This is a genomic window from Chryseobacterium sp. MMO-72, assembly GCF_037146035.1.
Taxonomy (GTDB): domain Bacteria; phylum Bacteroidota; class Bacteroidia; order Flavobacteriales; family Weeksellaceae; genus Chryseobacterium; species Chryseobacterium indicum.
Genome location: NZ_JBBCWG010000014.1, coordinates 38,410 through 58,539, shown reverse-complemented (window position 1 = coordinate 58,539; position 20,130 = coordinate 38,410). Strand labels below are relative to the sequence as shown.

Sequence of the window (20,130 nt, the reverse complement as noted above, 5' to 3'; positions counted from 1 at the left end):
ATTTTAGTTTATAGTTTCTTTAATCTTAATAATCTGTTCTGCAAGCTCAAGTCCGATTTTTTCCTGTGCATCCACGGTATTTCCGCCTACGTGCGGAGAAAGGGAAAGCGAAGGATTCATCAGCAGAAGCACTTCCGGAGTGGGTTCCTTTTCAAAAACATCCAGTGCGGCTCCGGCAACTTTTCCGGATTCAATGAAGTCTATCAGGGAAACTTCATTCATTACACCTCCTCTTGCAGTATTTACAATGTAGACTCCGTCTTTCATTTTTTCAAACTGTGGCGTGTCTATGATATATTCGTTTGTTTTCGGCGTATTGAGACTGATGAAGTCTGTATCTTTTAAGAATTCATCCATATCATTGGTGGAAGTAATTTCGAAATTAACAGACTGTCCGTCGAAAAATTCCAGTGAAAGGACTTTGGTTTTAGGCTTTCTGGTAAGAACTTTCACTTTCATACCCAGAGAAATTCCTATTTTTACAACTTCCTGTCCGATACTTCCAAAGCCGATAACACCCAATGTTTTTCCTGAAAGTTCGTATGCTTTCGAGAAGGATTTTTTCATGGCGTTGAAGTGGGTTTCTCCTTCCAAAGGCATTAACCTGTTGGATTCATGTAGAAATCTTGCCAGTGAAAAGAAATGTGCAAACACCAATTCTGCAACCGATTTTGAGGATGCAGTCGGCGTATTGATGATGTAGATTCCTTTATCAATAGCGTATTCCACGTCGATATTATCCATCCCGATTCCGCCTCTTCCGATAATTTTAAGACTAGGACAGGCATCAATGAGATCCTGTCTTACTTTGGTAGCGCTTCTTACCAAAAGAACATCCACGTTATTCTCGTTGATGAAACTGATGACGTGATCCTGTGCAACTCTGTTGTCCAGAACCTCAATTCCGGCATCTTTAAGTGCCTGTTCTCCTGCTTTCGAAATTCCGTCGTTGGCTAAAACTTTCATGGTTTTATTTTGACTTAAATATTTAATGGTTCAAAATTTAAACAGTCTCGCAAATTAAGAAAATTTAAAATAACATTAAATATTTGTTAAGTATTTGAAATTTAATAATTTATATTATTTTATGGATTTCATAACATCTACTAAAACCTGTACGCTTTCAATCGGTAAAGCATTGTACAAACTTGCTCTGTAACCTCCCAGACTTCTGTGTCCGTTCAGTCCGCTGATTCCCGCAGCTTTCCATGCCGCATCAAATTCTTCTTTTTTGCTCTCGTCTGTAATTTTGAAAGATACATTCATTAAAGAACGGTCTTCTTTTACGCAGAATGTTTCAAATAAAGGATTGCTGTCGATCTCATCGTATAGCAGTTTTGCTTTTGCTTCGTTTCTGGCTTCTGCTGCGGCAATTCCACCATTATTTTCCAGATGCTGTAACGTTAATAAAGAAGCGTAAACAGGGAAAACCGGCGGTGTGTTGTACATGGATTCTTTAGAAATATGCTGAGCATAATCCAGAATAGAGAACATATTTTCTCTTCCTGTTTTTCCTAAAATTTCTTTTTTAATGACCACCAAAGTTACTCCTGCAGGTCCCATATTTTTCTGAGCTCCGGCATAGATTAAATCAAATTTTGAAAAATCTAATTGTCTTGAGAAAATATCAGAACTCATGTCGCAAACCATTAAAGTATCTACTTCAGGGAAAGACTTCATCTGAGTTCCGTAGATCGTATTATTGGAAGTGCAGTGGAAATAATCATATTCTGAACCTACGGTGTAATCTTTTGGAATGAAAGAGTAATTTTCTTCTTTTGAAGATCCTACAACGTCTACTGTTCCTACTTTTTTAGCTTCTTTAATAGCTCCTGCCGCCCAAGTTCCGGTGTCCAGATAAGCTGCTTTTCCGCCTACTTTCATCAGGTTGTAAGGAACCATGGCGAACTGCAGACTTGCACCGCCTCCTAAATACAGAACTTCGTAATCATCTCCTAAATTCATCAGTCTTTTTACGATAGCGCGTGCTTCATCCATTACCGCTACGAAATCTTTGCTTCTGTGCGAAATTTCAAGAAGAGAAAGTCCGATTCCGTTGAAATCTAAAATTGCCTGTGCAGATTTTTCGAAAACTTCCTGTGGTAAAATGCATGGTCCTGCGCTAAAGTTGTGCTTTTTGCTCATATTATTATTTTTTGGGATTTCCTGTAAAAATTTCTTCTTACAGCTTCATTTATAGTTTCTTATTGAATTGTTCTGAATTTTTGTATATAAAAAACCGCCTCATGATTGATGAGACGGCAGTTTTTTATTCTCCGTGTAAGAATGCTTTCTTATTAAGCAGTGCTTCTTCAGATTCTACATGATCTTCATCCGGAACACAGCAGTCTACCGGACAAACGGCTGCACACTGTGGTTCCTCATGGAATCCTTTACATTCCGTACATTTATCTGTTACAATGAAATAAACATCATCACTTACAGGTTCCTGCGGTGCATCTGCATCCACTGTAAGACCTGATGGTAATGTTACGGTACCTTTCAGTTCTGTACCTTCTGAAGCTTTCCAGTCTACTGCTCCTTCATAAATTGCATTGTTTGGACATTCCGGTTCACAGGCTCCGCAGTTAATGCATTCATCAGTTATTTTAATAGCCATCGCTAATTTTTTTTAAATTTGCACAAAATTACAAAATATTCCCCAATTTTAAAGCAATTATGAATACCGAAAATCAAGTTTTAGGACTTACGAGACTAAGCCAATATATAAAAGACTTTTTAAATAAAAATCAGGAGGATTATAACGATAACGATTCAGACTTTGAATTGTTACTGAAACGATCTGAAATTGAAAATCCATGGTTTACCATTGAAAACCAGAAGTTTGCTTTGAAACAGTGGACGGATCTTCTTACGGAAGAAAATATTACCGACTGGCTGAAAGAATATCAGATCTCAAAGACTACGAAAAGAGTAGGGCTTATTCTTGCAGGAAATATTCCTTTGGTGGGTTTTCACGATGTAATTTCTGTGGTGCTGAGCAATCATATTCCGGTGATTAAGCTTTCTTCAAAAGATAAATACATGATTCCGTTTTTATTAAAGAAATGGAATGAATTTTCGGAAGGAAATGTCTCGTTTGAGTTTGTAGAAAAACTGGAGAATTTTGATGCGGTAATTGCTACAGGAAGCAACAATACAGCAAGATATCTTGAATATTATTTTAAAAACCACCTGAATATCATCAGAAAAAACAGGACTTCCATTGCGGTTTTAAAAGGGGATGAAACGGAAGAGGAGCTTAAACTTCTGGCGGAAGATATTTTCCGTTATTTCGGTTTGGGATGCAGAAATGTAACCCGGCTTTTTATTCCTCAGGATTTTGTTCTCGACAGATTATTTGAAAGTTTTCTGGATTTTCAGGAGATCATCAATCATAATAAATATGCCAATAATTATGATTACAACAGAGCCGTTTATCTTTTAAATCAGGATAAATTCTGGGATAATAATTTTGTGATGCTGAAGGAGGATGAGAAATTATTCAGTCCGCTTTCTGTCATCAATTTCAGCAGATATTCTTCTCTGGATGAAGTGAAAAGTTTTATCGCGGAAAACGAAGAAAATATTCAGTGTGTGGTGGCGAAAGATGAGCTTGGTTTGGATTCCATCAAATTAGGAGAAGCTCAACATCCGGGGTTGAATACGTATGCGGATAATGTAGATACGATGAAATTTTTATCCGTAATATAATTCTTTGTATCTTGCTGTCTGCAAATCATTTTATTATGAAAAAAATACTTCTGATTGTTGCGGCTTTGGCTTTTCAGGCGGGTTTTTCGCAGGAAAGCAAAATAAAAGTTGTTGAAAGCAGGAAAATAGAGCTTACTTCGGAATTGAGTAAAGATAAAATCGACTTTTATCATCCGTATTTTCTGAAATTTGTGGATGCATTGAAAAAATCGGATAAAGAAGCCGTCAATACTCTGATTTCAGATAAGGTGAAAAGTATTGTTTCAGACAATGTTATTCAGAAATTATCTGGCGGAATAAGCTTTGAACGTACATTTGAAGTGTATAAATCCGGCTACCAAAAACTGCTGGATAATGAAACTTATCCAACGATTCAGTATAAATATAAAGACGACACGCTTTCTCCTCCAAGAGATCTGGTTACCGTGGTTTTTGAAAATGACGGTAAAATCTTAGGAGTAATGCCGGATTACAGCAGATAATATATAAGTGATAAGCAATACAGAATCGTGTATTCCGTTTATTGTTTATTGAAACAGTTTAAACATAATGAAAAAAATACTTTTAGTTCTTTCCGTTTTGTCGGCACCGTTTTTTCTTTCACAAAAGACAAAAAATGTGAAACCGGAAACAAAAAAGAACACAAACACAAATGTAACCACCGATGTAAAACCCTCTTTAAGTCTTAGCAAGGAGGAGATTGAACTCTACAACGGAAAATTTCTGAAATTTATCGCTGCACTGAAGGTTTCTGACCGAAAAGCCATGGATGAACTTTTATCCGAAAAAGCCAAAACCATGGTAACAGATGTTGTCTACCAGAAGCTTGCCGCAGATATTAAGACCGACAAAACTTTTCAGATTATAAAAGCCAGTTATAAACCCTTAATTGACGGAAGCAGTCTGCCAATGATTCAGTATAAATATTCTGATGATAAAGCCGCTGAACCGAAAGAGGTGATTACGGCAGTTTTTGAAACAGACGGAAAGATTATGGGAATTAAACCGTATAAAATGATGAAATAATTTAGGGAATTTTTGATAAAACACGATGAAAATTAAAATGTTAGGGATTTTCCTGATCAGTCAGTTTTGTTATTCTCAAAATATAATTCAGACTGATATTCAAGGGAAAAAACTGAATGATTTTATTCAGTTGGAAAACAAGTTAGGAAGCAAAATTGTTAAGACAGATGAAGAGTATATTTCTTTCGAGCCCGTTCTTCAGCCTGTTATTTTTGAAAGAAAAGAAAAGGAAATCCCAAATCTTCGTGTATTTTATAAAGCCTATAAAACCGATTCTGTTATTGCGGAAATTCTTTATGAATGGGATGTTTACAATTTTGATAAAGGCGAAAATGTGAAGAAACCGATCAGCTTTAATAAAGCCATGATAAAGAAATATGAAGAGCTTATCAGTGAGGTTTCGAAAAAATATGGCAAAAGCCATCAGAAAGGAAATTTGAATAATCTCAATCTCCTTAATTCCAAAGAAGGACTCCATCGAAGTGATGAATGGAAGATTAAAGACAGTATAAATATCTTTGCCTATATTGATCTTTCGGAATATTATGAAAGACAAGGAATGATGGCTACAGTTCCCGGACATAAAATTAGATTGTATGTAAAAAATGAGCGAAAAGGAGATGATGGAAATGCGTTAGGAAAAGAGAAGGTAAGTTTATATACGATTGAATTTCTAAAATTTATTGAAAAGCTTAAAGCTTCTGATTTTGCAGGAGCAAGAGATTTACTTTCAGAAAAAATTGCTGGTTCCACAACGGATGATATGCTTAAAACTTTAGCCGAAAACATTCATTTTGATAAGCAGATTGATATTTTTATGACGGGGTTTCAGTTGGTAAATGATGGAAGTCAATATCCGATGGTTCAGTTTAAATATAAAGAAGACGTTTCCCCACCCAAAGAAATGATCACCGTTCTTTTTGAGGATAGCGGAAAAATTATAGGAATAAAACCTATGAAAAGATTAGAATAACATATTAAAAAATAAAAAACTATGATGACAGATGTTTTAGTGGCACATGCCAAAGAAGTGGAAAAGGCGGAATTTTATAAAAAGACGTATTTGCACGTTGCTTTGGCGATTCTTGCTTTTATTGGAGTAGAAACCGTATTGTTAAAAACCGTTCCGCCGGAAGTTATCGGATTAATGTTTCAGGGGAAATTTACCTGGCTGTTAATTATCGGAGTATTCTGGCTGGCTTCTGTATTAGCGAATAAATGGTCTCTTTCGCAAAGCAGATCGGTTCAGTATATGGGACTTGGATTTTATATTTTGCTTGAAGCGTTAATTTTTATGCCGATGATCTACATTGCAGTAGTGAATGTTGGTGGATCGATTATTTATCAGGCAGCAATGTTAACCATCGCGATGTTTGCAGGGATCTCTTTTGTAGCGTTTACTTCGAAAAGAGATTTTTCTTTCCTTAGAAATATTATTGTAATCGGAGGATTTATTTCTCTGGGATTAATCGTTGGCGGAATGATTTTCGGATTCGATCTTGGACTTTGGTTTTCGGTAGGAATGGTAATTCTGGCTTCTGCAACGATTTTGTATCAGACAAGCAAACTGAAAGATTCTTACACGACAGATCAGTATGTTGGAGCTTCTTTACAGCTTTTTGCTTCTATTATGCTTTTGTTCTGGTATATTTTGAGAATTTTAATGAGCAGAAGAAGCTAATTCAATAAGAGAAATTTTATAAACCCAAAAAATCCTGATGTCTTTTCATCGGGATTTTATTTTTGGTTTGATCTAAACACAAGTGACACAATTTTTAAAAATATTCGTGTTTATTTGTGAAAGAATATTTGTGAAATTCGTGTTTAAGCTAAAACACAAACGGCACTAATTTTAGCACAAATGACACAGTTTTTAAAAATATTCGTGAAATTCGTGTTTAAACACTATCTGTCAATCGATCCTAAAACCTTCTGAGCAAAAGAATTTAAAGCATCTTTCTCGCTCATTCCGTTCTGTACGTTGGCGTGAACTTCCAGAGCTCCGCAGATATTCGTAATCAATTCTCCTGCAACGTTCATATCTTCTTCGGTAGTTCCTCTGAATTCTGTGAAGCTTTCTAAAACTTCTAACGTTTTTTCAAGATTTTCAGGAGTCTGGTTCTGATAAAACTGTCTGATGATCGGTAACTTCATGATTACAATTCGTTGAATAAATTAATTAAACTTTCTGCCTGATTAGACTGTACCTGATTCACCAACTCACCATTTCTGAAGATTGCAAAAGTCGGAAGATTATCCACTGTTGCCAATTTTCTGCTTTCCGGTAATTTTTCTGCATCTACGTAAAGGAAAGGAATGCTTTCGTTCTCCGATGCCAGTTTTTTGAATTTCGGCTTCATGATTCTGCAGTTTCCGCACCATGTTGCACCGTACTGTACTACAACCTTTTCATTTTCGCTTACAATATTCTGAAGCGTATCTTCTGTTAATTCTGTATACATAATTTTAATTTGAAAATTTATTAATTTGAAAATGCTGAAAAATAGAAAATGAGATAATTCTTAAATAATCAATGTGATCAATTTTCAAATTATCTCATTTTCAAATTAGCACATTATCTTAGTTTTTCGCTAAATACTCCGCCGTAGAAGTTCTGTCTGCTTTCATCGCTTCTTTTCCTTCTTCCCAGTTTGCAGGGCAAACTTCACCGTGCTTCTGTACGTGCGTATATGCGTCGATTAATCTTAAATATTCTTTTACGTTTCTACCAAGAGGCATATCGTTTACAGACTCATGGAAAATTTTTCCGGTCTCGTCGATAAGGTAAGTTGCTCTGTACGTAACGTTAGAACCTGTGAAAACTTCTTCACCTTCGTCATTGTATTCGAAATCCTGATCTACAATTCCTAAAATATTAGCCAACTGTCTGTGAGTATCTGCTAAAAGTGGGTAAGTAACCCCTTCAATACCACCATTATCTTTTGAAACATTTAACCATGCGAAGTGTACTTCGTTGGTATCGCAAGAAGCACCGATTACTTTAGTGTTTCTTTTTTCAAATTCAGGTAAAGCTTCCTGAAAAGCGTGAAGCTCAGTCGGGCAAACAAAAGTGAAATCTTTCGGGTACCAGAACAAAAGAACTTTTTGTTGGTTTTCTGTAGCTTCCTGGAAGATGTTGATTCTAAGATCATCACCCATTTCAGACATTGCATCTACTGTTACATTCGGGAATTTTTTTCCTACTAAAGACATAATTTTCCTGTTTTTTTATTTTAAATTTTCTGGTGCAAATATAGAAACATTTCGTCTATCGAACAATTTGATTTTGATAAATAAAATCTATAATTATTTTTGGTTTGATAGAAAGAAAAAAAACTTTGAATAGGATGTTTTTTATGATTTAGCCATATTTCCTGATAGATGAAATTTTAATAAATCTTAATTTAGCTGTAAATTTAAATACCATGATTTTAAAATTATTCATAAAAAAAGTATTCCTTATTTTGGGATGCATACTTTCAGCAATGATGCTGTCTCAAAAAATGACTTTTGTTTATGATCTTAAATTTAAGCCTAATCCCAATAAACCCGACTTTACTACCGAAACTTATTACTTGGATGTTTTTGAAAAGGAATCTGCTTTTCGTTGCGAGCGCGAAAGGGTTTCCGACTCCATGATACAAAGAACGGGACTTGGTTTAGGCAGAAGCCCGGTTTTTAATTCTCAGATTTATGTTGTGAAAAATCTTGAAACAGCCAATATCCAAAAGGTTATTTTCATGAGCTTTTTTAATGACAAATATTTCATAAAAATAGATGAAAATTTGAACTGGAAAATCTTAGCCGACAAAAAGAAAATAGATGATTTTGAATGCCAGAAAGCAACAGTAGAGTACGGCGGAAGAAGTTGGATCGCATGGTTTACGCAAAGTATTCCTATTCCTGAAGGTCCATATATTTTTAATGGTCTTCCCGGAATTATTGTCAACATTTCGGACGATCAGGAAAACTATAGTTTTAATTTAATAAAGATTAAAAAACTGGAAAAGGATAATCTGTTTTTCTCAAAGAAAGGAACGACCATAAGTTGGGAAGATTTTCAGAAAATTCAATCCGATTATTATGCAGATCCTTTTGCAGAATTGAAAGCCAGAAACATAAAAATACAGTCCGGAGATGAAAAAGGAAATCTTATCCCGACGGATCTTAATAAGATGACAAAACAGCTTAAAAAGCAAATAAGGGAAAATAATAACCCCATAGAACTGAATCGCAGGATTGATTATCAATAAAAAAGCCCCGAATTTCAGGGCTTTTTCATTATTAATAACCAAAAATCTCAGTCAAATTCAATTTCTTCACTTCACCAAGTTTTTGCATATCGGCTTCACTTACTTTATCCTGCGAAGCAACGAGACAGTAGGTGTAGCTTTTACCTTTCATTTCCTTGTCGTGGAAACTGTTGATGTCTGCAAACGTCAGTTTTGGAGCTTGCTCGTAAGTATTTTTTCGGATATCTGTATTATTTCCAAGCTTTTGGGCTCTCAGATATGTAAAGATAATTCCGTCCTGCGTAATTCTTTCGGAGGCAATGGTTTTCTTCAGTCCGCTTTTTGCCGTTTCAAATAACTGATCAGATTTCGGAAGCGTTGTCAGAAGCTCATTCATGGCTGTGGTAGATTCATTGAATTTATCTGCCTGAGTTCCCACATAAGCCATAATCATATCTTTATCCTCTTTTTTGCCCGGAAGCGCGAAGTAAGAGTAGGTAGAATAAGCCAGAGCTTTTGACTCTCTGATGGTCTGGAAAACCACAGAACCCATTCCGCCGCCGAAATAATTATTGAATAAATTTACAGTCGGAGTAATGCTTACATTGTAAGGATCGCTGTTTCTTACCCAGAAAATTTCTGCCTGAACCATATCGTAATGGGCAAACAACACTTTATTCTTATCCGTAGGAATCTGGGTAAATGTTTTAGACTTCGGCATCTCTTTCAGCGAAGCAGGAACTTTATGGATCTGCGTTAAAGAAGAAGCTACTTCGTTGGCTGATTTCGGACCGTAATGAAGAATTTTATGCTTAAAGTTGAATAAATCATGCAATACATTCACTAAATCTTCTGCTTTTAAGGCATCCAGTTCCGCATCGCTCAATACATTATTGAATGGGTTTTGCGGACCATACTGTGCATAGCTTCTCAATCCGCTCATGATAGAGCCTTTATTCTGTTTCGCATTGGCTCTTGATTTTTTCAACCTCACTTTATAGGAATCCAACGCTTTCTGATCTGCCACACAGTTTTTAATTAAATCTTCGAACAGAGCCGCAGTTTTATCAAAATTTTCATTCAGACCTTCCAGTGTTACGTAGGTTTCTTCATTTCCTGCGCTTACATTGAAACTTGAAGCCAGTTTGTAAAATTCTTTACTGATGTCTTCCGAAGATTTATTTTTTGTTCCTAAATATTGCAGATATTCTGCTGCTAAAGGAAGAATTTTATTATTCCATTTTCCGGCATCGAAATAATAATATAATCTGAAAAGATCATTATCCGTATTTTTTACAGAAAGTACATCCACCGATTTTACTTTGCTTTTGGCAATATCTTTTTCAAAATTCAGCCATACCGGAGAAATCGGAGCTTCCGGCATTTCGTCGATCTTTTTCAGGAACGGCGACTGGTCTTCTCTGTTTACGGAAACCGGAGTAATCGTAGGTTTGTCTACTTTTACGATATTTTTGTCTTCTCCTTTTCTTTTGTAAACCGCAATGTAATTGTTGTCTTTAAGATATTTAGATGCGAAATCCATAATATCTTTTTTAGTAAGCTTTGAAATTTCTTCAATATACTGAAGCTGAGTTTTGTGATCGACTTCGGAAGTAAATTCATCCATCAGAGATTCTGCTCTGGAATTGTATTTTTCATACTTCTGGATCACATTTTTCTTCTCATTATTCACGATCGACTGGATCAGATCATCAGAAAATTCTCCCTTTCTTAGCTTATCGATTTCCTGAAGCAATAAATTCTTCACATCATCCAAAGACTGTCCTTCCGTAGGATTTCCCTGTAACAAAAGCGCCGAATAATCTTTCAGAACATACGGAAAAGCATAAGCGCTCAGTAATTTCTGCTTTTTAACAAGATCAAGATCAATTAATCCCGCCTGTCCGTTGGTAAGCATACTTCCGATAAAATTCAGCATTCTAGCATCCTTTGTCGTAGCACCCGGAAAACGGAATCCGATCATGATGTTTTCAGGATTCGGGCCGTAAACTTCTCGGGTAATCGGAGCCATAATCGGACTTTCCTGTCCCGGATTGTATGCCGGAACCGGTTTGTTTTTCATATAAGAAAAAGCTTTGTCGATCTTACCAATCATTTCATCAGGATTAAAATCTCCCGACATGATGATCCCCATATTATTCGGAACGTAATAATTGTTATAGTATTCTCTGATCGCTTTTAGTGAAGGATTTTTCAGGTGTTCAATCGTTCCGATGGTCGTTTGCTTTCCGTAATTGTTATTCGGGAACATCGCGGCAAACATAGATTCCAGAACCTTTCTGCCGTCATTATCCAGACCTCTGTTTTTTTCTTCGTAAACCGCTTCTAACTCCGTATGGAAAAGTCTTAAAATCGGCTGTCTGAAACGTTCTGCCTGTAATGCTAGAAATTTATCCGTTACATTCGCAGGAATATCTTCCGTGTAAACCGTCTGTTCGTATGATGTAAATGCGTTGGTTCCGTCTGCGCCCATTCCCGACATCATTTTGTCGTATTCGTTCGCAATGGCATATTTCGCTGCTTCTCCCGAAACTTTATCGATTTCTTTATAAATTTCCTTTCTCTTTGCTTCGTCCGTTGTGGAATTATATTTTTCGTAAAGAGCATCAATCTGGTCAAGAAGCGGCTTTTCTTTTGCCCAGTCTTTTGATCCGAATTGATCTGTCCCTTTAAAAAGCATATGCTCCAGATAATGTGCTAAACCTGTATGATCCGCCGGATCCGTTTTGCTTCCTGCTTTCGTTGCAATAAAAGTCTGGATTCTTGGATCTTTCTTCGTTGGGCTCAGAATAACGGTTAATCCGTTTTTCAGCGTATAATATCTTGCTGAGGTAGGGTCGTTGGTTACATATTTATAGGTGTAGCCATTCGACTGTGCTTCTTTCCACTGGAAATCCTGTCCGTAAGCGTATCCGCAGTAACTTGCTGCTGCAATACTGGTTACAATGGTGATTCTTTTTAAAAAATTCATGTTAATTGATGTTGGAATATGTTTGATTATTAAAATTGTTTAAATTATTTCAGGATTAACCACAAAGTCGCAAAAGCTAATGTTAAAGTGAATTTCTATAATAATTAAAGCGCTCAAAAGAATAAAAATCAAAGATTTTAAAACTATTGTGAACTTTTTTATGTATAATGATCAACTTTAAATAAAAGTTTAGTTCATCTTTTGTGGCTTTTGCGGTTAAATAAAAGTTTAAACAGACTTATTATTTAAAAAATACTTAAATCACTCTTAGTTAAATTTATCCAGTAAATCTTTAATTCTTCTCATAGCTTCTTTTAAATCTTCCTCCGAAGCAGCATAAGAAAATCTGATGCATTCAGGACTTCCGAAAGAAACTCCGCCAACACATCCTACATGAGCATTTTCAAGAAGGAACATCGCAAAATCATCAGAATCTTTAATTTCTGTTCCGTCTAATGTTTTTCCGATGTAATGTGATACATCCGGGAAGAAATAAAACGCTGCTTTAGGCAAAACCACTTTAAAACCTGGGATTTCTTTAATTAAATCATAAACCAGATCCCTTCTTTTTTTGAAAGCATCAATCATATATTTATACTCCGAAGGATCGGTCTGTAAAGCGGTGATAGAAGCTCTCTGAGCCATTGTATTTGCTCCGCTCGTCATTTGTCCCTGAATTTTTTCGCACGCTTTAGCCAGCCATTCCGGACACGCAGAATATCCGATTCTCCATCCTGTCATCGCGAACGCTTTAGACATTCCGTTGATAACGGCAGTCTGTTCATAAACTTCTGGAAACTGAGCAATCGAAGTTGTTTTCGTTTCATAGTTGATGAATTCGTAGATTTCGTCTGAAATTACCGTTACATGAGGATATTTGGCAATCACTTTTGCCAGAGATTTCAATTCATCATACGTGTAATATCCGCCTGAAGGGTTGCACGGTGAGCTGAAAAGGACAGCCTTTGTTTTATCTGTAATGGCTTCTTCGAGCTGTTCTGCTGTAATTTTAAAATCGGTTACATACGAAGTCGGAAGCATCACAGAAACTCCGCCCATCATTTTTACCATTTCATCATAACTTACCCAATACGGATTCGGAAGAATTACTTCATCTCCATCGTTAAGAAGAGCAGCCAGAACGTTTAAAATCGCCTGTTTTGCACCGTTGGAAACGCAGATCTGCGTTGGTTTATATTCTAAATTATTATCTCTTTTTAATTTGTGAGCAATTGCTTCACGAAGTTCTAAAAATCCGGGAACAGGAGAGTAGTGACTGTAATTTTGGTTAATGGCATCGAAAGCAGCCTGTTTGATATTGTCCGGAACATCAAAATCGGGTTCCCCTAAAGTAAGGCTTATAACATCTATTCCGCTGGCTTTCATTTCTCTAGCCTTATTCGACATAACAAAAGTTTGTGAGTAACCAAGTCTTTGTACTCTATCTGAAAGTTTCTCCATGTAATTATTTCTATTTTAACAAATATAATAAAAAGTATTTCTTCAGAAGTTAAAATAGAGCAGGAGTCAGCTTTTTTGTCTGCATTGGCGTTTTATTACTTATTCAGTTAATTGTTTAAAGTAAAAATAGTTTTGCTCCTTCATGAACAGAATCTGTGTAGAAATAAGAATCAATCAGTCATCCATCAATCCCGGAAAACCGGATGAGAAAATTTCAAAATTACAGAAAAGAACCAACAATTATATCGAAAAAGAAGAGTAAAGAAATTTGAGAAAGATAAATCTTGGTTTTGATAATTTGAATAAAGCTGATAAAAAACTTATTTTTGCTTTTTATAATAATTTACATGTCTACAACGTTACTACTAAAATACTTTCCGGATCTTACAGAGACACAGATTGATCAGTTCAATAAACTGGAGGTTTTATACCACGAATGGAACGAAAAAATCAATGTGATCTCAAGAAAAGATATGGAATCTCTGTACGAAAAGCATATTTTACATTCTTTGGGAATTGCAAAAGTGATGGAATTTGCTCCCGGAACAAGAGTTTTGGATATTGGAACAGGTGGTGGTTTTCCCGGAATTCCTCTGGCAATTTTGTTTCCCGAAACTCAATTTACTTTAATTGATTCTATCGGAAAGAAAATAACGGTGGTAAATGCTGTTGCAGAAGGAGCCGGATTAAAAAACGTAACCGCAATCCACGGAAGAGCTGAAAAATTAAAGGAAAAATTCCATTTTGTAGTAAGCCGTGCCGTAACACAGATGCCTGAATTTTTAAGATGGCTGAAAGGTAAATTCGAGAAAGAACAGTTTAATACAAAGCATAATGGCGTTCTGTATCTGAAAGGAGGGGATCTTGCTGAAGAGCTTGCCGGACTGAAATGTGAAATTTTCAGCCTGAAAAGTTATTTTGACGAAGAATTTTATGATACAAAAAAAGTAGTGTATCTTTCTAAAGGTAATTTTAATTCTTAATTTTACATTAAGGAATAAATTCTGATATTTTTAATAATAATCTAAATTTTGTAACTATGAAAAAGTTTCTCCATTTTGGGTTTTCTGCATTAGTTTTAGGATTATTTTTTACATCTTGTAACAATGACGATGACTATAATACCATAGAATCTGTTGACAAAATCAAAATTGACAGTGTAAGGATTGTTAACGATACGATGGATGTTTTTTCGGTTCAGAGTATTAAAACTTATTCTACTTATCCGTCTCATTGTCAGGGTTTTTATGGGTATGATTATATTCATAATGATAATTTAACCCGAACTGTTACGGCATACAAATATATTACGAACGGACCGTGTACGGAAAAAACGTACACTTCTGCCAATCAGATCAATTTCAGTCCGCAACAGATTGGTACGTATACTTTTAAATTCTGGAATGGCGGCAACAACTGGATCACCAAAACAATAGTAGTTCAATAAAAATAAATGAAAGGAGTTTTTGCAGCTTGTTTTCTGATTTCCAATATTGTATTCGGTCAGAAAATAAAGTGGGAAGAGGGAAAAAAATTGAATTGGAGCAATTTTAAAAGCCAAGTCAACAACCAGCGTGGAGACAATGTAGTGGCGTATACCAACTGTGGCTGGACGTATTCCTACGTAAAATCTTCAAATCCGAAAGCTCCGGTAAAAATTACTATTCAGACGATTTTTAACGAATACCAATCATGGAAAGACGTTAAAAGAATCAATGATTATGTGCTGCTTCATGAGCAGAAACATTTTGATGTTGCTGAAGTTTTTGCCCGAAAACTGAGAAAAGAAGTTTCGGAAAAGATTAAAAGCGGAGCCGATTTCGACAGGTATTTTAAAACCATTTACAATACGATCCTTAAAGAATATCAGGATTTTCAGAAAACTTATGACGGCGAAACAAGGAACGGAATGGTAGAGGAAAAGCAGGCAGAATACAACCGTATTATTGCGGAACAACTGGAAAATTACAAAAACTATAAAACCTCTTGAAATTCCTCAATAAAATCATCAGTGAATTATTAACCCAGAATTCCGATTTATCTGAATTTAATATTGTTCTGCCCGGAAAACGTCCCATTGTTTTCATCAGACGTATTCTTGAGGAAAATAATTACTCCGGATTTCTGCCGAATTTTTTTACGATTGAGGAACTGATTGATAAAATTGCAGACAAACAGCAGATTCAGGGAATTGCACTCTGGCTTTTCGCTTTTGATGTGTATAAAAGCTTAAATCTGATTCCGAATGATGATTTTGCAGAATTTCTGAAATGGTTTCCTACCTTGCAGAAAGACTGGGACGATATCCTGAAATTCTCAGAAAGCGATGAAGCCGTTTTACGGTATATGTTTGATGAAGAGCGGATTAAAGAATGGGCGCAGGATTTGGGAGAAGATGATGAAGGACCGCGAAAAAAATTCCTTAATTTCTGGAAAAATATGAATGTCTTTCTTCCGGTTCTCAAGAAAAAACTGAAGGAGAAAAACTGGGCAACTTCCGGGATGATCAACGAAACGGCAAAAGCAAAAATTGATGAATTTGCCAAAAATACCAGTGAAAAATTCGTGTTCTGCGGCTTCAATGCCTTTACTCCGGCGGAAGAGAAGCTCGTAAGAAGTCTTCTGCAATGGGACAAAGGACAGTGTTTTTTTCAGGCAGATCATTATTATTTTGATGATGAAAGACAGGAAGCCGGAAAGTTTTTAAGAAACCATAAAACGTGGAAAGAATTTGATGATCACCGTCTTTTTCAATGGATTGAAGACGATTTTAATCAGCCCAAAAACATAAAAGTTTACGAAGTTTCGGGAAATATTACCCAGACGAAAATTTTACCGGAAATCTTCAAAGAAATAGAAAATAAGACATACTCCGATACTGCGGTCGTTTTGCTGGATGAAAATCTGCTTCCTGCAAGTCTGGATGTAATGCACGGCGTTCCTAATCTGAATATAACCATGGGTTTTCCTTTGAAAAACCTTTCCTTTTCGAATGCCGTAAAACAGCTTTTCTATCTTCAGAAACAACTCGAGAAAAACAAATCGTCATATTATTACCGTGATATTTTCCCGATTCTGGAAGAGCTGCCGAAATCTGCTGAAGATGAATTGGTGATCAATAATTTTAAAGCGAAAATTGAAGAACGCAATATCGTTTACATTTCCAAAAAGCTTTTTCATGAATTGTTGCATGAACTTTCGTACTATAATTTACTGAAAAAAGCAGAGTCTACGACTGTTTATTTAGATTCTTTAATTGAATTCTGCAAGCAGATCAAATGGCTGGAAATTGATGATATTCAGTACGAAAACGTTTCCCATTTCGAAAATGCTTTCAGAATTATCAAAAACCAGTTGTCTCCTTATCAGTTTGAAATTAAAATGGAAACGCTGGAAATTTTGATTAATCAGCATATTAATTCAGAAAGTATTGATTTTCAGGGGGAACCTTTGAGAGGTTTGCAGATTATGGGACTTCTGGAAACCCGTCTCCTGAATTTCGAAAATGTGATTATGCTTTCTGTAAACGAAGGGAAATTACCGCTCGGAAATTCACAGAATACCTATATTCCTTTTGATATCAGAAGATTTTTTGATCTTCATACTTTTTTGGAAAACGACAGTATTTATGCCTATCATTTTTACCGGTTGATTCAGGATTCTAAAAATGTACATTTACTTTTTAATGCCTTAAGTTCCGGAGTAAATACGGGAGAGAAAAGCCGTTTCATCACCCAGATCGAAATGGAAAGTTCTCACAATATCGAACATCTGATTATTGAAAATTCTTCCGAACCGATTATTACACAGCCGATCGAAATTTCAAAAACTGAAGTTGTTCTTCAGCGGCTGGAAAAATGGAAGGAAAAAGTTTCCGCATCCCACCTTACAAGCTATCTTTATAACCCGATCGATTTCTACCTTTCCAAAATTTTAAATACTTCCGAAAGTGATGAAATCGAAGAAGAACTGTCTGTAAAAAATTACGGAAATCTGGTGCATTATACCCTTCAAGAAATTTATGAAGTATTGAAAGGTAAGATATTAAAAGAAAATGATTTAAAAGAATCAGTTAAAGCAATAGATCAATATATAGAAGTGGCTATTGAAAAGCTGAAACATCAGCCGGAATTTTATGAAAAAGGAATGAATTTCATTCATAAAGCCATTGCTAAAAAAGTGATTGAAAATATTTTGAATCATGATCTTGAGCTGATAAAAAGCGGAAACGTACTGGAAATTTTAGACATCGAAAAACGTTTTGAAAATGTAGATTTTTATCTTGATGAAAAAGACAAAGTTTCTTTTTTCGGTTTCATCGACAGGATTGACCGACTGAACGGAACGTTGAGAATTATCGATTATAAAACGGCAAAGATCAAAAATCTTATCGTAAAAATCGACGAATCCAATGTAGACGAATATTTCCATAACAGCGACCGAAAACAGGCTTTGCAGTTGTGCATTTATCAGTACGTTGTACAAAATCTTCCCGAGTTTTGGGGACTTCCGATCGAGACGGGAATCTGGAGTTTTGCGGAAGCTAAAAAAGGCGTTGTTTCTCTTCAATTTGAAAAAGGAGATATTGATGATGCCATGAAATCCATTAAAAGCCTGATTGAAGAAATTCTGAATCCGGATCTTGCATTCATCGAAAACATAAAACCTTATTCTGTATAAAAAGAGTGCATCTGAAACGGATGCACTCTTTGAAGGATTGTATGAAGAAAATTACTATAATTTCACTTTTTTATTGAAGGTTTTTCCGTCATTCTGAATTACCTGAACCACATAAACTCCCATTTTGATGGTATTTGATTCGAATTGAGAACTGTTTACTTCCTGATTCTGGATCAAATCTCCTGAAATATTGTAAATACTGATGTTTTTAATACCGTTTTTAGCTTTTACAATAATCTGATTATTCTGAGCAATAACCGAAACTGTATCTTCCGTTTTCAGTTCACTGATTTGTTTTTTAAACTGTAAATTATAGAAACGGGTGATAATTTCCAAAGTAAGATTTTGATAATCAATAGTATTGAGATTTATTCCTCCGTCTTTAATATACTGTTCCTGAGAAACCGACTTGATAAGATTTTTATTATCATCAAAAATATTGACAGCCAAAATTTCTTCCTGATTGATTTTTAAATTCAGAATATTATTGATCTCAGATTTTACAATATCCTTTTCTTCTACAGTTTCCGGACTGTTTTTAATGTACGGAATGAGTTTTTCCGAATTATTTTCAGAGACTTTTAATAAATACACTCCATCCTGTAAGGAAGCTAAATTGTTGTTGCTCACTGTTTTTCGTTCAGCTTTTTCTTTGTTAAAATCTGTGATTTCAAGAAGTTCCATATTCTGAAGATCTGGTTTTATCTGTGATTGATAAATAGAACTGATCCCGGATTGACTATTTTGAGACTGTTTAGAAGTCAGCATTGCCCATTCGTTAAAAAGTCCGCCGCTTCTTAAAGTATTAAATTTGGCATTGGATGCCAGAACAAAAGGCACAATTCCTCCGATATGTCCTAAAGGTCCCCAATAAAATGCCTCCAGTTTGTATTTATTCAGATCCCACCACGAATAGTAACCTCTCTGAACGTCAATGGTTTTAGAAGTATTTTCCGGATGAATGGCAAGGTCGACCGTAGAATGTCCTAATGTCATAGGTGTTTTGTTATACCAGTCGTACACGTCATTTGATTTCAGACATTGTCTCAATTTGTTATTCTGATTATTCGTGACATCATTTACAAAATTATTGGTAAAAAGTGTTCTCCATACCAAAGGTCCCCAAAGCAGACCTCCATTATCCTGAATAACATGATAATTGTAGCGATCCAGATATTCTGAAGAGATTACTTCCGAAATATTGCTGTTGTACATTTGGTAACCTGTTTTATTACAGGTATTAACAACATTGGCGATAAAAGAAGTAAAGGGGTAAACATCTTTTTCCAGAACGCCTTTCTGTAAAGTAACGCCCGAAAAATCATAAGGTCCGTCTCCCATATAAGCATATTTGAAATTCAGATTGTTAGGATTCGAAATGCTCAATTTCTTTAATGTGGACATTGCTGCATGAGCGCCCTGCGAATAACCTGCTAAAAAATACTCGTCGTAGCGTTTCACATTTTGCTGGGCAAGAACTTTGTTGGCTGCTGTTACAAAATCAATGGTCGCTGAAGCTTCGGTAGGATAGTGTACATACGGATGAACTCCGTCTCCGCTTCCCATCCCTACATAATCGGGAGCCATTAAAATATAGCCGTTGAGAACATAAGAAAGCTCCACTACAAATCCTGCATACAGAACCCCTTTAAGATTAGAAGGTACATTTTGGCGGCTGTCGGTAGTTCCGTGATCCGAAACTACAGTAGAAAGCTTGTAATTCGCTTTCGGGTACATCAGAAGTCCCGTTGCTTTTACAAGATTATTTTTCTCATTTTTTGTATAATACGTTATTTTATAGGCTTTTAAACCTACATTAAAACTGTTGAGATAATTTATAAAATCCGGAGAATTCTGTTCACCAAGATTGTTTGAAATAAAGCCTGCCACCGCCTGTGGCGTAAGATCCAGTTTTTGTTCAACACTGAAAACGTCTCCGGCTTGTTGTGCAAAATAAAAGGAAGCTGTAAGTCCCAGAAAAAGAGTAATTGATTTTTTCATTATTGTCAATTTTTATTGATGTTT

General features: G+C 35.6%; 19 protein-coding genes. 10 read left to right on the top strand and 9 right to left on the bottom strand.

Annotated elements, in window-relative coordinates:
• Positions 1-3: 3 nt before the first annotated feature.
• The 3 genes from WFH39_RS17150 to WFH39_RS17140 all read right to left on the bottom strand — a co-directional run bounded on the left by WFH39_RS17150 (position 4) and on the right by WFH39_RS17140 (position 2,620).
• The gene (locus WFH39_RS17150; RefSeq protein WP_336690765.1) at positions 4-966 is read right to left on the bottom strand and encodes a D-2-hydroxyacid dehydrogenase; all 963 of its coding nucleotides are present in this window, start codon (positions 964-966) and stop codon (positions 4-6) included.
• A gap of 114 nt (positions 967-1,080) precedes the next feature.
• The gene (serC, locus tag WFH39_RS17145; RefSeq protein ID WP_214589598.1) at positions 1,081-2,145 is read right to left on the bottom strand and encodes a 3-phosphoserine/phosphohydroxythreonine transaminase; all 1,065 of its coding nucleotides are present in this window, start codon (positions 2,143-2,145) and stop codon (positions 1,081-1,083) included.
• A 124-nt stretch (positions 2,146-2,269) separates the two neighbouring features.
• Positions 2,270-2,620, bottom strand: coding sequence for a 4Fe-4S binding protein (locus WFH39_RS17140; RefSeq protein ID WP_034682968.1), 351 nt, complete (start codon positions 2,618-2,620; stop codon positions 2,270-2,272).
• 59 nt (positions 2,621-2,679) lie between these two features.
• Here WFH39_RS17140 and WFH39_RS17135 point away from each other — a divergent pair, with 59 nt between their 5' ends.
• The 5 genes from WFH39_RS17135 (at position 2,680) to WFH39_RS17115 (ending at position 6,421) form a co-directional block, all read left to right on the top strand.
• Complete coding sequence (locus tag WFH39_RS17135) at positions 2,680-3,714, top strand: acyl-CoA reductase (protein ID WP_336690764.1); 1,035 nt, start codon at positions 2,680-2,682, stop codon at positions 3,712-3,714.
• Positions 3,715-3,749: 35 nt separating this feature from the next.
• A complete protein-coding gene (locus WFH39_RS17130) occupies positions 3,750-4,196 on the top strand; it encodes a peptidylprolyl isomerase (protein WP_336690763.1) in 447 nt (148 codons plus the stop codon).
• Positions 4,197-4,263: 67 nt separating this feature from the next.
• The gene (locus WFH39_RS17125; protein WP_336690762.1) at positions 4,264-4,740 is read left to right on the top strand and encodes a peptidylprolyl isomerase; all 477 of its coding nucleotides are present in this window, start codon (positions 4,264-4,266) and stop codon (positions 4,738-4,740) included.
• A gap of 25 nt (positions 4,741-4,765) precedes the next feature.
• Positions 4,766-5,713: a hypothetical protein gene (locus WFH39_RS17120; RefSeq protein WP_336690761.1), complete on the top strand. Its 948-nt coding sequence runs from the start codon at positions 4,766-4,768 to the stop codon at positions 5,711-5,713.
• Positions 5,714-5,734: 21 nt separating this feature from the next.
• The gene (locus WFH39_RS17115; RefSeq protein ID WP_256039369.1) at positions 5,735-6,421 is read left to right on the top strand and encodes a Bax inhibitor-1/YccA family protein; all 687 of its coding nucleotides are present in this window, start codon (positions 5,735-5,737) and stop codon (positions 6,419-6,421) included.
• Positions 6,422-6,645: 224 nt separating this feature from the next.
• Here WFH39_RS17115 and WFH39_RS17110 read toward each other — a convergent pair whose 3' ends face one another.
• The 3 genes from WFH39_RS17110 to WFH39_RS17100 all read right to left on the bottom strand — a co-directional run bounded on the left by WFH39_RS17110 (position 6,646) and on the right by WFH39_RS17100 (position 7,953).
• Positions 6,646-6,894: a DUF6952 family protein gene (locus tag WFH39_RS17110; protein ID WP_087709871.1), complete on the bottom strand. Its 249-nt coding sequence runs from the start codon at positions 6,892-6,894 to the stop codon at positions 6,646-6,648.
• 2 nt (positions 6,895-6,896) lie between these two features.
• Positions 6,897-7,202 (bottom strand): thioredoxin family protein, encoded by a 306-nt coding sequence (locus WFH39_RS17105; protein ID WP_108410035.1) that lies wholly within the window; start codon positions 7,200-7,202, stop codon positions 6,897-6,899.
• A 118-nt stretch (positions 7,203-7,320) separates the two neighbouring features.
• Entirely contained in the window at positions 7,321-7,953 is a 633-nt protein-coding gene (locus WFH39_RS17100) for a peroxiredoxin (RefSeq protein WP_076390398.1), read from the bottom strand.
• A gap of 212 nt (positions 7,954-8,165) precedes the next feature.
• On the opposite strand from WFH39_RS17100, the gene WFH39_RS17095 reads away from it, so the two are divergent.
• Positions 8,166-8,993, top strand: coding sequence for a GLPGLI family protein (locus tag WFH39_RS17095; RefSeq protein WP_336690760.1), 828 nt, complete (start codon positions 8,166-8,168; stop codon positions 8,991-8,993).
• A 31-nt stretch (positions 8,994-9,024) separates the two neighbouring features.
• Here WFH39_RS17095 and WFH39_RS17090 read toward each other — a convergent pair whose 3' ends face one another.
• Together WFH39_RS17090 and WFH39_RS17085 are read right to left on the bottom strand one after the other, a co-directional pair.
• The gene (locus WFH39_RS17090; RefSeq protein ID WP_336690759.1) at positions 9,025-11,964 is read right to left on the bottom strand and encodes a M16 family metallopeptidase; all 2,940 of its coding nucleotides are present in this window, start codon (positions 11,962-11,964) and stop codon (positions 9,025-9,027) included.
• 267 nt (positions 11,965-12,231) lie between these two features.
• The gene (locus WFH39_RS17085; protein WP_076390392.1) at positions 12,232-13,425 is read right to left on the bottom strand and encodes a pyridoxal phosphate-dependent aminotransferase; all 1,194 of its coding nucleotides are present in this window, start codon (positions 13,423-13,425) and stop codon (positions 12,232-12,234) included.
• 347 nt (positions 13,426-13,772) lie between these two features.
• Here WFH39_RS17085 and rsmG point away from each other — a divergent pair, with 347 nt between their 5' ends.
• The 4 genes from rsmG to WFH39_RS17065 are packed head-to-tail and all read left to right on the top strand — an operon-like array spanning position 13,773 to position 18,105.
• Positions 13,773-14,408: a 16S rRNA (guanine(527)-N(7))-methyltransferase RsmG gene (gene rsmG / locus WFH39_RS17080; RefSeq protein ID WP_256039379.1), complete on the top strand. Its 636-nt coding sequence runs from the start codon at positions 13,773-13,775 to the stop codon at positions 14,406-14,408.
• A 56-nt stretch (positions 14,409-14,464) separates the two neighbouring features.
• Positions 14,465-14,872 (top strand): hypothetical protein, encoded by a 408-nt coding sequence (locus WFH39_RS17075; RefSeq protein WP_336690758.1) that lies wholly within the window; start codon positions 14,465-14,467, stop codon positions 14,870-14,872.
• Between the two features lie 6 nt (positions 14,873-14,878).
• Complete coding sequence (locus WFH39_RS17070) at positions 14,879-15,415, top strand: DUF922 domain-containing protein (protein WP_273079536.1); 537 nt, start codon at positions 14,879-14,881, stop codon at positions 15,413-15,415.
• The gene (locus tag WFH39_RS17065) at positions 15,412-18,105 is read left to right on the top strand and encodes a PD-(D/E)XK nuclease family protein (protein ID WP_336690757.1); all 2,694 of its coding nucleotides are present in this window, start codon (positions 15,412-15,414) and stop codon (positions 18,103-18,105) included. The genes WFH39_RS17070 and WFH39_RS17065 overlap by 4 nt, the downstream gene beginning before the upstream one ends.
• Positions 18,106-18,159: 54 nt before the next feature.
• On the opposite strand, the gene WFH39_RS17060 is transcribed toward WFH39_RS17065, so the two are convergent.
• The gene (locus WFH39_RS17060) at positions 18,160-20,106 is read right to left on the bottom strand and encodes a T9SS type A sorting domain-containing protein (protein WP_336690756.1); all 1,947 of its coding nucleotides are present in this window, start codon (positions 20,104-20,106) and stop codon (positions 18,160-18,162) included.
• Between the last annotated feature and the right edge of the window lie 24 nt (positions 20,107-20,130).

Bases quoted from the DNA above. Each gene is read 5' to 3' on its own strand.
- WFH39_RS17150 (WP_336690765.1), bottom strand. From the start codon at position 966: ATGAAAGTTTTAGCCAACGACGGAATTTCGAAAGCAGGAGAACAGGCA.
- serC (WP_214589598.1), bottom strand. From the start codon at position 2,145: ATGAGCAAAAAGCACAACTTTAGCGCAGGACCATGCATTTTACCACAG.
- WFH39_RS17140 (WP_034682968.1), bottom strand. From the start codon at position 2,620: ATGGCTATTAAAATAACTGATGAATGCATTAACTGCGGAGCCTGTGAA.
- WFH39_RS17135 (WP_336690764.1), top strand. From the start codon at position 2,680: ATGAATACCGAAAATCAAGTTTTAGGACTTACGAGACTAAGCCAATAT.
- WFH39_RS17130 (WP_336690763.1), top strand. From the start codon at position 3,750: ATGAAAAAAATACTTCTGATTGTTGCGGCTTTGGCTTTTCAGGCGGGT.
- WFH39_RS17125 (WP_336690762.1), top strand. From the start codon at position 4,264: ATGAAAAAAATACTTTTAGTTCTTTCCGTTTTGTCGGCACCGTTTTTT.
- WFH39_RS17120 (WP_336690761.1), top strand. From the start codon at position 4,766: ATGAAAATTAAAATGTTAGGGATTTTCCTGATCAGTCAGTTTTGTTAT.
- WFH39_RS17115 (WP_256039369.1), top strand. From the start codon at position 5,735: ATGATGACAGATGTTTTAGTGGCACATGCCAAAGAAGTGGAAAAGGCG.
- WFH39_RS17110 (WP_087709871.1), bottom strand. From the start codon at position 6,894: ATGAAGTTACCGATCATCAGACAGTTTTATCAGAACCAGACTCCTGAA.
- WFH39_RS17105 (WP_108410035.1), bottom strand. From the start codon at position 7,202: ATGTATACAGAATTAACAGAAGATACGCTTCAGAATATTGTAAGCGAA.
- WFH39_RS17100 (WP_076390398.1), bottom strand. From the start codon at position 7,953: ATGTCTTTAGTAGGAAAAAAATTCCCGAATGTAACAGTAGATGCAATG.
- WFH39_RS17095 (WP_336690760.1), top strand. From the start codon at position 8,166: ATGATTTTAAAATTATTCATAAAAAAAGTATTCCTTATTTTGGGATGC.
- WFH39_RS17090 (WP_336690759.1), bottom strand. From the start codon at position 11,964: ATGAATTTTTTAAAAAGAATCACCATTGTAACCAGTATTGCAGCAGCA.
- WFH39_RS17085 (WP_076390392.1), bottom strand. From the start codon at position 13,425: ATGGAGAAACTTTCAGATAGAGTACAAAGACTTGGTTACTCACAAACT.
- rsmG (WP_256039379.1), top strand. From the start codon at position 13,773: ATGTCTACAACGTTACTACTAAAATACTTTCCGGATCTTACAGAGACA.
- WFH39_RS17075 (WP_336690758.1), top strand. From the start codon at position 14,465: ATGAAAAAGTTTCTCCATTTTGGGTTTTCTGCATTAGTTTTAGGATTA.
- WFH39_RS17070 (WP_273079536.1), top strand. From the start codon at position 14,879: ATGAAAGGAGTTTTTGCAGCTTGTTTTCTGATTTCCAATATTGTATTC.
- WFH39_RS17060 (WP_336690756.1), bottom strand. From the start codon at position 20,106: ATGAAAAAATCAATTACTCTTTTTCTGGGACTTACAGCTTCCTTTTAT.